This window comes from Lysinibacillus sp. G01H, from assembly GCF_028872195.1.
In the GTDB taxonomy this organism is placed as follows: Bacteria; Bacillota; Bacilli; order Bacillales_A; family Planococcaceae; genus Lysinibacillus; species Lysinibacillus capsici.
In genome coordinates, this window is sequence record NZ_CP118397.1 from 2,992,948 (window position 1) to 3,005,064 (window position 12,117).

11 protein-coding genes are annotated in these 12,117 nt (G+C 38.7%); 5 read left to right on the plus strand and 6 right to left on the minus strand.

Annotated features, from left to right (window positions below):
- Positions 1–47 precede the first annotated feature (47 nt).
- Positions 48–1,022 (minus strand): PstS family phosphate ABC transporter substrate-binding protein, encoded by a 975-nt coding sequence (locus PSR12_RS15250; RefSeq protein WP_221680122.1) that lies wholly within the window; start codon positions 1,020–1,022, stop codon positions 48–50.
- 243 nt (positions 1,023–1,265) lie between these two features.
- Here PSR12_RS15250 and PSR12_RS15255 point away from each other — a divergent pair, with 243 nt between their 5' ends.
- Positions 1,266–1,457, plus strand: a complete 192-nt coding sequence (locus PSR12_RS15255; RefSeq protein ID WP_221680121.1) for a hypothetical protein — start codon at positions 1,266–1,268, stop codon at positions 1,455–1,457.
- Between the two features lie 146 nt (positions 1,458–1,603).
- Here the strand turns inward: PSR12_RS15255 and PSR12_RS15260 are convergent, their stop codons facing one another.
- The 4 genes from PSR12_RS15260 to PSR12_RS15275 form a co-directional block, all read right to left on the minus strand.
- Positions 1,604–3,808: a peptidoglycan D,D-transpeptidase FtsI family protein gene (locus tag PSR12_RS15260; RefSeq protein WP_221680120.1), complete on the minus strand. Its 2,205-nt coding sequence runs from the start codon at positions 3,806–3,808 to the stop codon at positions 1,604–1,606.
- Positions 3,809–4,087: 279 nt separating this feature from the next.
- Positions 4,088–4,693, minus strand: coding sequence for a superoxide dismutase (locus tag PSR12_RS15265; RefSeq protein WP_016995356.1), 606 nt, complete (start codon positions 4,691–4,693; stop codon positions 4,088–4,090).
- Positions 4,694–4,868: 175 nt separating this feature from the next.
- Positions 4,869–5,348 carry a DUF456 domain-containing protein gene (locus tag PSR12_RS15270; RefSeq protein ID WP_004230999.1) on the minus strand — a complete coding sequence of 160 codons (480 nt, stop codon included), beginning with the start codon at positions 5,346–5,348 and terminating at the stop codon, positions 4,869–4,871.
- Between the two features lie 62 nt (positions 5,349–5,410).
- Positions 5,411–7,042 carry a Na/Pi cotransporter family protein gene (locus PSR12_RS15275; RefSeq protein WP_221680119.1) on the minus strand — a complete coding sequence of 544 codons (1,632 nt, stop codon included), beginning with the start codon at positions 7,040–7,042 and terminating at the stop codon, positions 5,411–5,413.
- A 194-nt stretch (positions 7,043–7,236) separates the two neighbouring features.
- Here PSR12_RS15275 and PSR12_RS15280 point away from each other — a divergent pair, with 194 nt between their 5' ends.
- The 4 genes from PSR12_RS15280 (at position 7,237) to PSR12_RS15295 (ending at position 9,949) form a co-directional block, all read left to right on the plus strand.
- Positions 7,237–7,755, plus strand: coding sequence for a DUF1189 family protein (locus tag PSR12_RS15280; protein ID WP_221680118.1), 519 nt, complete (start codon positions 7,237–7,239; stop codon positions 7,753–7,755).
- Between the two features lie 52 nt (positions 7,756–7,807).
- A complete protein-coding gene (locus PSR12_RS15285; protein ID WP_221680117.1) occupies positions 7,808–8,152 on the plus strand; it encodes a hypothetical protein in 345 nt (114 codons plus the stop codon).
- 96 nt (positions 8,153–8,248) lie between these two features.
- Positions 8,249–9,364 (plus strand): flavodoxin-dependent (E)-4-hydroxy-3-methylbut-2-enyl-diphosphate synthase, encoded by a 1,116-nt coding sequence (gene ispG / locus PSR12_RS15290; RefSeq protein ID WP_221680116.1) that lies wholly within the window; start codon positions 8,249–8,251, stop codon positions 9,362–9,364.
- 12 nt (positions 9,365–9,376) lie between these two features.
- Positions 9,377–9,949 (plus strand): 5' nucleotidase, NT5C type, encoded by a 573-nt coding sequence (locus PSR12_RS15295; protein WP_221680115.1) that lies wholly within the window; start codon positions 9,377–9,379, stop codon positions 9,947–9,949.
- A 59-nt stretch (positions 9,950–10,008) separates the two neighbouring features.
- Here the strand turns inward: PSR12_RS15295 and PSR12_RS15300 are convergent, their stop codons facing one another.
- Complete coding sequence (locus tag PSR12_RS15300) at positions 10,009–12,096, minus strand: methyl-accepting chemotaxis protein (protein WP_221680114.1); 2,088 nt, start codon at positions 12,094–12,096, stop codon at positions 10,009–10,011.
- Positions 12,097–12,117 lie beyond the last annotated feature (21 nt).

The following is a 12,117-nucleotide window of genomic DNA, read 5'->3' on the forward strand; positions in this document are numbered from 1 at the left end:
TAAGTGAGGGAAAGAGCATACATCTCTTTCCCTCTATGCATGTCTTCTTATTTTAAGCCTTCTAAAGTTTTTAAGCCTTCAGTATATTTTTCTTCAGGTAAACGAACATAGCCCACTGCTTCAGCCATATCGCCTGCGTTTTCAAGTGTAAATTTAATGAAGTCGTAAGCTGCTTCATTGTCCTTCATCGCACTATTTTTTACGTATGTGAATAATGGACGTGAAAGTGGTGTATATTCGCCACCTTCAATTGTTTCATTTGTTGGCTCTACGCCATTTACTTTGACAATGTTTAATTTATCTTTATTTTCAAGGTAGTAAGCATAACCGAAGAAGCCGATCGCATTTTTATCACCAGAAACACCTTGCACTAGCATATTATCATCCTCTGATAATGTTGCTGAGCTTACTAGATCTGCACCATCTAAAATCACTTCATCAAAGTAGTCGTATGTGCCTGAATCAGTACCTGGTGAATAGTAAACGATTTTTTCATCTGGCCAAGATGGATCAATATCAGACCATTTTTTCTCAGTCCCATCTTCAATCCAAATTTTTTGTAGTTGTTCGACCGTTAAGTCCTTCACCCAATCATTTTCTGGGTTCACGACTACTGATAAACCGTCATATGCTAAAGCTAGCTCTGTAAAATCAATGCCCGCTTCTTCTAATTTCGCTTTCTCTTCATCTTTTATATTACGAGATGCATTTGAAAAGTCTGTTTCACCTGCGATGAATTTTTCAAAACCACCACCAGTACCAGAAACCCCCACTGATACTTTGACATCTGGTTGTGTACCTGCATACTCTTCAACAACTGCCTCAATGATTGGTGCTACTGTTGATGAGCCATCTCCAGCTACAGACCCTTGTAGCTTTTCATCAGCAGCTTCTTGTCCTGAGCTTGCTGGTGCGTTCGTTTCTGTATTGTTTCCGTTTTGTGCAGAATCGCTACCACATGCACCTAGCATTAATGCAGAACCCATTACCGCTGTCATCGTTAAGTACTTCCACTTTTTCATCTCATTTGCCTCCGTCATGAACTGTTTTATAGTTATTTGTCTTACAATCTTTACTATAATGACTGATTGTTGAAGTCGTATAAACGGTTCGTAAAAGAGATGTAAAGGAATGTAATGCTTTGTAAACGTTTGTAAAGATGAATTTACAATAGGGGAAACTTGCTTCCTATAGGAAAGGTGTTATAATAAGCAATTGTGTTAGGAAATATTTATTTTAATGATAAGGAGCGTTTGACCTTTGTCATGAAACATGCAAAAGTACAAAATGTCGATTATTTTAAAACATATTTATCATTAGTAATGGAACATCGGGACTACACACTTCAAGAGGCGGTTGATTTTATGCTAGCTTCTTATTTCTATAACAATATAGAGCTTTATGGGGTAAAACCAAGAGAGCAATTTGAATTAGCCATTCAGCAATTATCCGCATAAAGGCACTAAATATCTGAAAGGGGCGTTTTGCTATGCAAACGCCCCTTTCCATTACTCATGACTAGTCTTAAAAAAAGTAAAAATAAAACGGATTTGGGAAATAATTTTTCCAAATCCGTTTTGTATTAGCGCGTATCCAATACCCTTTATTCCTGCTCATTCTCTCCAATTTTTTCTTCCGTAATCGCTGGTAAAATTGGCTGTTTCACATTACTATCTGTTACTTTTTCAGCTTGATATTTAGCTTTTAATTCAAAATACTTATCTAAAGAACGTCTAGCAATGACATTATTTTGATAGTAGTGTGGAGCTAAATTTGTATTAACCCATGGGATCACAACTGCATAGGCAATTTCAGGATTTTCATATGGGGCAAAGCCAACATGCGTTAAATTAATCGTATTTGTGCCGTAATGCTCACGTAATGGACCATAATACACTACCTCTGCAGTCCCTGTTTTCCCTGCTGCTGTATATGGAGCATCGGCAAATTGTGCTCGTGCTGTACCATGTGAACCAGTATATACACGACGTAGCCCTTGCTTTACATAATCGATCTCTTCTTTAGGATTATCAATTTGATTCAAAATAGTTGGACCTACTTCGGTTACTAATTGTCCTAATTGCTTTCCATCCTGAGATGGGTCACGAACCTCTTTCACAACATGTGGCTGAATACGATAGCCACCATTGGCAACTGTCGAAATATATTGCGCAAGTTGAAGCGGTGTATACGTATCATACTGACCAATAGCCAAGTCGAGTGTTTTACCACCCATTGTAGGACCTGATGGACCACTCACTCCGCTAAATTCATTTGGTAAATCAATGCCTGTTTTCACACCTAAACCAAATTGCGCATAATTATTACGCATTTTTGAGAACGTATCGTCCTTTAAGCGTAATGGCATACCATAACTATAAGGTGTTCCATTAAGCAGCAACGCAATTTTAAACATATAGGAGTTGGAAGAACGTTCTAATGCCAACAAGTCATTCATCGGAATATATCCAGCCCTGTTAAAAATAGATGTTTTCGGATCCGTGCTAGCTAATTTAATCGGCTCGTCTCCCATTGAAGTACCCATCGAAATAACGCCCTGATTGTAGCCAGTGAGAACTGTTGCTGCTTTAACAGATGAACCTGCCTCATAAGCCGTGGTAAACGATCCATATGCATAGTCAACGACTTCATTTTGCCCTGTCTCGGGATTTTTTTCTATTTTCTTACCTACCATCGATAAAATGTCGCCTGTATTTGGATCCATCATAATTAGGAAGGCGCGATCTAATAGATAGGAGCCTGGAAGTGCTTTTAAGTTAAGCAGTTCTTCTTCTACAATCTTATCCGTTTCAGCCTGCAGCTCACTATCCAATGAAAGGATTAAGTCTTTACCTGGCTCCCCTTCATAGGTTGTAACTGTATCGACTACCTGACCTTTTTTATTGGTAATATTTTTCACAACTGTTTTTTGACCTTGTAGTAATTCTTCATATTGTGCTTCAATGTAACTTTCTCCCACACGGTCATTACGTGAGTAGTCACGTGCTAAATAGTAATTGAGCTTCTCTTTCGGTATCCCTTTTGTTGGGACCGTTGTACGTCCAAGAATAGATAAAGATGATAATTTGACACGTTTCCAGTCTGTTGTTGTATTAACACCTGGTAGTTCAGTTAAACGCTCAGATACACGAGCAAATTCATCTGCTGATACATTTTCACTTTTAATAATTTGAGGAGATAGATTATAGCCAGATACCATTTCACGATAAATCGCTAATACCTCTAAATCTGCCTCTGTTAATTGTAAAAGTTCTTCGTTTGTGATACGTTCCCGTACCAGTTTATCAATCTCTGCATTAATTTGACTTGTTGTAATATTTTCTTGTGCATTAATCTTTGCTTTTTCTGCCTCTGTAACTTTTTCATAGGCAGCATCATGATTTTGTAGTATCCAGAAATCCTGTTTATCACGCAATGTGACACGCTTTGTTGGCTGTTCAATCAATTGTGCCAGCTTTTTCGCGATATCAAGCATCTCCTCTGTTGTGGTCGTTTGCATTTTCGTATACGTTATGGCATTTTCTGGGTGATTATCTACTAAAATACGACCATAACGATCATACATGCGTCCCCTTGGTACACTTGTGTTGACAGGAACCTCTTCTGTACGCTCTAAAATACGTACATAATCTTCCCCTTTGACGATTTGCATATAGCCAAGTCTAAAAATTAACATTGAAAATACGATAAATATTGCAAAGAAAAGGATATTCATACGAAATGTTAAGTTAGAATGATGTTTTGCTTTAACACTCGCCGCGCGATTTTTTCCTGGTGCTTTGCGCATATGTATTCCCCTCCTCATCTTCTGATCATTTCAATACACGATACCTAGTATACCATTCGAAGGTATGACAGAAAAGCACGCACTTTCGATTTCTTATGTAAAACATCATTTATTTGACGGTACTTTATGGAGAAAGGTTGCCCTATTCCATGCTATCCTTTTATTTCAGCTTCATTATCCTGATATTTTTAAATTCTAACTCTTAATTTGCTGTTTTATCCAACAAAAAAAGGCTATGCCCCGTGAATGCTCACTTTAGGCACAGCCAATTATTCGTTATTATTTTGCAGCTTGGAATTTAGCTTCTACTACATCCCAGTTTACTACGTTCCAGAAAGCACCGATGTAATCTGGACGACGGTTTTGGTAGTTTAGGTAGTATGCATGTTCCCATACATCTAAGCCTAAAACTGGAGTTTTCCCTTCCATTACTGGAGAGTCTTGGTTTGGAGTAGACGTAACAGCAACTGAGTCACCATCAACGATTAACCAAGCCCAACCTGAACCAAAGCGAGTTGTAGCAGCTTTAGCAAATTCTTCTTTGAAAGCATCAAAAGAACCGAATTTAGCATCGATTGCTTTTGCTACTTCACCAACTGGTGTATTTGAACCGCCTGGAGCGATTACTTCCCAGAATAATGTATGGTTAGCATGTCCGCCACCGTTGTTGCGTACAGCAGTTTGTTTGTCAGCTGGAAGAGCATCTAGGTTTGCGATTAAGTCGTTAATGTCTTTTTCTGCAAATTCAGTACCTTCTACTGCTGCGTTTAAGTTTGTTACATAAGTATTGTGGTGTTTAGAATGGTGAATTTCCATTGTTTTTGCATCGATATGTGGTTCTAATGCGTCATAAGCGTAAGTTAATTGTGGTAATTCGTAAGCCATTGTTAAGTTCCTCCCTAAAATAAGAAATAATTAGTACATCCTTAGATTATCAAAATTGGTCAAACCATTCAACGAAAAATACTTCAATTTGAAGATTTCAGCCTTTTGACCGAAATACCGATATGTTTACTATCTTACCCTTTACTCACACTCACTAAACCTTAAAAGTGAGGCATTAAATGGCGATAAAAAATACAATAATCATAACAATTTGAATAACAGCCTTGACAACAGTAGATGTTAAAAAGCCAATTAAAGAACCGACACCACTTTTCACTGCCTCACTAAATGTACGTTTCTCAACGATTAGTTCCGCAATCACAGCCCCTAAAAATGGTCCAATTAAAATCCCTGCCACAGGGATCACAAATGGACCAATTAATAACCCGATGGTGCTCCCCCACATGCCAGCATTGGAACCACCAAACTTTTTGATACCAAACGCATTTGCCACAGTATCCGCCCCAAATAACAACACGACAAATAGTATTTCAATGACCCAAAACCACCAGCTTAGCTCTGCGAATGAGAAAAATAAGCCATAGAGCAAAAATCCACCGACTAAAAACAGTACTCCGGGAATAATTGGATACACTAAACCAATAAATGAAATAATAAAGCAGGCAATCACTAAGATCCAGCCAACAACTTCCATAAAGATTCTCTCCTTTTAACGTGCATTGCCTTTCATACGAAATAACAAAGTGAAAAGTTTCATTAATGACGAATGCCTAAAATAGAATCTGCAATATTTACTGCATGGTCTCCTATACGCTCTAAGTTGCTAACGATATCCATATAAACAATTCCTGCAGCCCCGCTACACTCATTCGTGTTTAATCGGGCAATATGCTTTTGACGTAGTTTATCTTCCATATCATCAATCAGGCTTTCTAGCTCTGTTACTTCTTGAGCTAAGCTCAGGCTAGCGGTATCTAATGCTTCTATACTTTTGCGTACTGCCTCTATGGCTAAACTAAACATACCTATTAAGTCCTGTCGCGCTGATTTACTTAAGCTTACCTCGTGGTGATCCTTGTACTGTAAAAGCTCTAAAATATTTTCAAAGTGATCCCCAATTCGTTCAAAATCCCTTACATTTGTCAATAAAGTATGATGTCTTACTGAGTCTGCACGGGAAAGAGGCTGCTTAGACACCATTACTAAATAATCAGTAATTTCATTGTCTAGATGATTAAGCCCGACTTCTAGCTGTAGCACCGTTGGAATATGCTCTACCTCTCCAGATTTCATGTATAGAAACGTTTCTTCCAACCCACGCAATGCATGTTCACCCATTCGCAATACCTCTTCTTTAGCTTGACCCAGCGCAATAGCGGGTGAGGAATCAATGAATGATGGATCTAAATGCTTAGTTGTTACATTGATATTGCCATCATGTCCCGGCAGTAGCTTTGTAACTAATGCTGCGAGTCCAGCGATAAATGGTAGTTGGATCATCATATTAAATACATTGAATGAGCCATGAGCAATGGCAATTTGCATGCGAGGCTCTAAATGAAATACGCCACTAATCCACTGTACATATTGCATAAACGGTGTGAACAATAACATAAAAATAATCGTCCCAATCACATTAAATAACACATGAGCCGCTGCTGCACGCTTAGCATAAATAGAAGCACCAAGAGAAGCTAAAACTGCTGTAATGGTCGTGCCAATATTTTCTCCAAACAAAATCGGTAAAGCACTATTTAAACCAATTAATTGTTCTGCATATAAACCTTGCAATACCCCCACCGTTGCGGTAGAGCTTTGCACCAGTAAGGTGAAAATGGTTCCTAAAAATATGCCTAATATCGGTTGGTTACTTAAATGAAGCGTTAACGATGCAAAATCTGCAAGCTGGTGTAACGCCTGCATACTAGCACTCATCAACTCTAGCCCTAAAAATAAACCGCCAAAGCCAAATAGAATCTGACCAATATGTTGATACGTTGCTTTCTTTAAGAAAAATAAACAGGCAGCCCCAATTGCCAATAAAGGGTAAAAATAGAGTCCAATATTAATACCAATAATAAATGCTGTAATCGTTGTACCAATATTTGCCCCCATAATGACGCCGATTGCTTGACGCAATGTTAAAAAACCAGCACTCACTAACCCTACAGTGATGACTGTTGTGGCAGAACTTGATTGTATGCAAATCGTTACAAATATACCAACTAGGACACCCATAATAGGGTTTGTGGTAAAGCGATTTAACCATTCACGTAACCGATCATCCGCTGATTTTTGTAGCCCATCCCCCATGAATTTAATGGAAAATAAAAAGACCCCTAGCCCACCTAAAAACTGAAAGAGAATGCTTTGCCAATCTATTGTCAATTGTTTTCGCTCCAATTCCTACATCTCTACTACCCTCGTTCTAATCATTAAATGATTCCAAACAAAAAGTAAAGAAATCCTTTAACTTCTTTACATAATGTTAACATTTTAACATCAAGACCCTCCTCATTTATACTTCTTTCATATCTTGTCCTCTTTGAACATGTTAAAATATCGATTGGAGGAGATATAGCATGAAACACTCACAGCTTTTTATTGATAGTCTTATACATCCTAAAAAACTAGCAGCCTATCGTTTATTACCTATTGGAAAGGTTATTCAATATACTTTTCTACTGATTACCATTGTTTCCGTATTCTCTTTAGGTCGTTTTGCAGCAGGTATGTCCGTTGATACATTCGATATGGACAGTTTAACTGGTTTAACAGATTACATAGAGGGCATTAAATGGCTCTTATATCCATTCACCTTCCTAATGCTTTTCGTCGTGACAACAATGCTTATTTTTGCACAAATTGCCCTTTATGCTTTAGCAGGTTTATTTATCTTGAAAGCGATGAAGCGTCGGGGTGAGTATCGCCATATCTGGAGAACAACTACCTTTGCGATCACTTGGGCTACGTTACTTTCGATGTTAGCAGACTATCTGCCCGTTAGTAGTACTGTTATCACTGTACTATCTTTATTTTTAACCATTTCTCTATTAATTGTGGCCTTTACAAAATATCCAAAACAACCAAATTTAAAATAATGTGCATGAATCCCCTCTCTTCTCAATATAGTGTAGAAAAGGAGGGGATTTTTTGCGAGCATTCATCTTAACAACTATCATTATCGTAATTGCCTTTGTCGTCAAAGTAGATTTAACAGAAGGGTCCATCCCACTTGCGGCTTTATCCACAAAGACCTCAGAAAATGGACTTTGTGAACAACAGCGTGAGCCAAATTATATTACTGTACAAACGATTGAAGGAGATACCATCCATAGTTTATTTGCTCTACACCCTGCTAAAGTTCCCATGACCTTTCCAGAACGCTTACAACTTTTTTACAACTTAAACCCACACTTACAATTACAAGCACTAGTTCCAGGTGAAAATATCAAGCTTCCTCTCTCATTTGAGCTTGAAAACAAATGCGGAAAATGAAAAGTTAGCGTTTCTTCCTTGTCCTTATTTTCTTACACTGCTAAAATAAATGACAGTGACGGCTGAAAATAGTGGCCCGAAAAGGAGAGAAAGTTAATGAGTGAAATTTGTCACCGTACAAATACACGTCCTGTACGTGTCGGTAACTTAACAATTGGTGGTAGTAATGAATTATTCATTCAAAGTATGTGTACAACCAAAACACATGATGTAGATGCAACAGTGGCAGAGATTCTTCGACTTGAAGAAGCAGGCTGTCAAATAGTTCGAGTTGCAGTTCCAGATGAGCGTGCTGCAGATGCAATTGCCGAAATCAAAAAACGTATCCATATTCCTTTAGTAGCTGATATTCATTTTGACTATAGATTAGCATTAAAAGCCATTGAAAATGGTATCGATAAAGTACGTATTAACCCAGGTAATATTGGTCGTAAAGAAAAAGTGGAGGCTGTCGTGAATGCGGCTAAAGCAAAGGGTATTCCAATTCGTATTGGTGTAAATGCCGGTTCATTAGAGCGTCATATTTTAGAAAAATACGGCTATCCAACGGCTGATGGTATGGTTGAGTCTGCTCTTCACCATATTAAAATTTTAGAAGACTTGGACTTCCACGACATTATTGTATCGATGAAGGCATCTGACGTTAATCTTGCCATTGAAGCCTATGAAAAGGCGTCTAAGGCTTTTAATTATCCGCTACATTTAGGAATTACAGAATCAGGTACACTGTTTGCTGGTACTGTAAAATCAGCGGCTGGACTTGGAGCCATCCTATCAAAAGGAATTGGTAACACATTACGTATTTCACTTTCAGCAGACCCTGTTGAGGAAATAAAAGTAGCACGTGAACTATTAAAATCCTTTGGTCTAGCTTCTAATATGGCAACATTGATCTCTTGTCCAACATGTGGACGCATTGAGATTGATTTAATTTCCATTGCGAATGAAGTAGAAGAATATATTTCTAAATTGAAGGTACCTTTAAAAGTAGCAGTATTAGGCTGTGCGGTAAACGGTCCTGGAGAAGCGCGTGAGGCAGATATCGGTATTGCTGGTGCCCGTGGTGAAGGCTTATTATTCATGAAGGGGAAAACAGTCCGTAAAGTGCCAGAAGAAACAATGGTGGAAGAACTGAAGAAAGAAATTGATAAATTAGCAGCAGAAATGGAAGAAAAACGCGCAGCGGAAGAAGCTCAAAAAGCGAATGCCTAAGGAGGTGCTAGCATGAAGAAGCCCCGCTTTGGTATTGATATTGATGGGACTGTGACATGTCCAAGTACACTCATTCCACATATTAATAAACAGTACAATGTAAATATTACGCTGGATGATGTTTGTGAATATGATTTTTTATCTGCCTTCCCACACCCTATTGACCGAAGTGCCTTTAATACTTGGTTTAAGGAAAATGAACCTTACATGTATGAAGTCTCTGAGGTGGCAAAAGATGCAAAAAATATTCTAAGCGCTTGGAAAAATAATTTTGAGCTGTATTATATTTCTGCACGAGGTGAAAATGTAGCAGACATCACGGTCGATTGGTTTAAATCGCAAGCTATACCTTACGACCATATCGAGCTTCTCGGCAGCCATGATAAACTAGCCGCTGCAAAAAAACATAATGTAGAAGCTTTCTTTGAGGATAAGCATGATAATGCGGTGATGCTGGCAGAGGAGTTAAAAATACCTGTTGTGTTATTTGATACACCTTATAATCGTCTTGCCGTTCCTAATAATGTTGTAAGGGTTTATAACTGGCAGGAAGCGAATCAATTTATTACACACTTCTTCAAATAAGTATAAGAGCTGTACGCAAAGTTGGATGAAAATTTCACCTTGCCTACAGCTCTTTTAATTTAATATTGAAATTTAGCTAGTGCTGCCTGTAAGGAGTCCGTCATAGCTGTTAATTGTTGGGCTTTGCTATTGATGTCATGAACCGCTAAATTTTGCTGTTCCATCGTTGCCAATAGTTCCTCTGTTCCTGCTGAGGATTGTTGGCTAACAGCCGTCATATTTTCCACTGCACGTACAACCTCCTGCGTCTCCCTTTGAATGACACTGGAGGCAGCTGTCACATTATCGATTTGCGCTACTGTATCGACAATATGGCGTAAAATCGCATCAAGTGCCTGCTTATTGGCATCAATATATTGCGTATTGTTTTCCACAGCTAAGACAACACTTTGCATAGCATCACTAGCCTTTGCTGCTTCTCTAACAACCATATCAATAATGGAGGCGATTTGGCTTGTTGATTTGGCTGATTCTTCAGCAAGCTTCCGTACTTCCTCTGCCACAATTGAAAAGCCCTTGCCATGCTCACCTGCACGAGCAGCTTCTATCGCCGCATTTAATGCTAATAAATTTGTTTGACCTGCAATTGCATTAATGACTTGTAAAATACGATTAATTTCTGTTGATTGGTCGCTGAGCTGTTGGACGACCATAGCTGTCAGTGACACTTTTTCCGACATCACTTCCATCCCTTGAATAGACTGCTCTGCATGAATTAAACCTTGTTTAGAAGACGCTGTTGTAAGCTGAGAATCCTGAAGCATTTCTTCAATTGCCATTTGAATTGCTTGCAATTTCTGCTCAACCTCATGTGTAACGCCTAATGTGGTAGACGCCTGTTCGGCTTGTACGGTAGCACCTGTCGCCAACTCACTTGTTGTTGTTAACACCTGTTCGATACTGATGCTCATATCATTGGTAGAAGCACGTAATTCTCCGCTGTATAGATTCACCTGATTGGAAATATGTGTAGCCGCTTGTAACAGCTCGCGCATATTGTCTGTCATATGATTCATTGCATGTGCAAGCTCGCCAATTTCATCCTTCGAACGAACCTGTAACGGCTCCACTGCTAAATTTCCACCAGCAATGGTTTTGACCTGTTCCACTGTCTGAACCACTGGTTTGACGATCCGCTGAGCTATCCAAGTAATGGCACCAACTAATACAATAATACCAATAATAGCTAGTAATATTGATAACCACATTGCCTCACTTGCGGCTGCCATTACCTCATCAGATGGAATAATTACCTGCAATGCCCACGGTGTCGACGTTTGACCAATTTGGATAGGTGAGACAGCAATAAAGGAAGCTTCTTGTAAATAGGATGAATAATCCTCTACTAGATAGGATTTGCCCTGTTCAACAGCAGACAAAACTTTATCCGCACTTTTATATTTTTCCATTTCAGTCACTGGTCTATTGACATAATCAGGAGATGGATGGGCAACAAATGTCCCCTTATGAGATACTATGGCACTATACCCTGTATCATAGAGTACATTTTCATTATTAATGGCTACCAATGTTTCTAAGCTTATATCAATTCCAACAAGACCAACGACTTTTCCATCTATTTGAATAGGTATAGCTGTGGAAGTCATCAATACATCTTGACCATCAATTGGGTAAATTAGCGGCTCTAAAATAACCTCTTGTTTCAACGTTTTAGGTAATACATAATAATCACTAGTTTCATAGTCTTCTAGAGGAGCAAGCGTCACACCATTGTTGCTGCGTGCCCAATAGGGAAGGAAACGACCTGATGCATCATGCCCTTTCGAATTGGCAAAATGAGCATCTTGTCCATCAAAGGCATTTGGCTCCCAAATCGTCCAAACCCCTAGGAAGGTATCATTTTGTTCGAGTAATTGTTTGAGCATCTCGTTTGCTAAATCACGATCTCCCTTATGATTGGCTACCATTGTTTGAAGATTAGAGGCTACTGTCCTTGCTGTATCCATCGCATAATCAAGTTCCATTTGCATTTGATATGCACTTTCGGACGCCCGCGATTGAGCGAGCTGTCGTGCATCCTCCACTGCTAATGAATTAGTTTTTACAATATTGACACTTAAAATAATGATGAACACAATCATCATTGTAGATAACGTTGTCAGTAATATTTTATGTAGTAATTTCATATGTACCAGCTCCCGCCTATA

Bases quoted from the DNA above. Each gene is read 5' to 3' on its own strand.
- PSR12_RS15250 (WP_221680122.1), bottom strand. From the start codon at position 1,022: ATGAAAAAGTGGAAGTACTTAACGATGACAGCGGTAATGGGTTCTGCA.
- PSR12_RS15255 (WP_221680121.1), top strand. From the start codon at position 1,266: ATGAAACATGCAAAAGTACAAAATGTCGATTATTTTAAAACATATTTA.
- PSR12_RS15260 (WP_221680120.1), bottom strand. From the start codon at position 3,808: ATGCGCAAAGCACCAGGAAAAAATCGCGCGGCGAGTGTTAAAGCAAAA.
- PSR12_RS15265 (WP_016995356.1), bottom strand. From the start codon at position 4,693: ATGGCTTACGAATTACCACAATTAACTTACGCTTATGACGCATTAGAA.
- PSR12_RS15270 (WP_004230999.1), bottom strand. From the start codon at position 5,348: ATGGAAGTTGTTGGCTGGATCTTAGTGATTGCCTGCTTTATTATTTCA.
- PSR12_RS15280 (WP_221680118.1), top strand. From the start codon at position 7,237: ATGAAACACTCACAGCTTTTTATTGATAGTCTTATACATCCTAAAAAA.
- ispG (WP_221680116.1), top strand. From the start codon at position 8,249: ATGAGTGAAATTTGTCACCGTACAAATACACGTCCTGTACGTGTCGGT.
- PSR12_RS15295 (WP_221680115.1), top strand. From the start codon at position 9,377: ATGAAGAAGCCCCGCTTTGGTATTGATATTGATGGGACTGTGACATGT.
- PSR12_RS15300 (WP_221680114.1), bottom strand. From the start codon at position 12,096: ATGAAATTACTACATAAAATATTACTGACAACGTTATCTACAATGATG.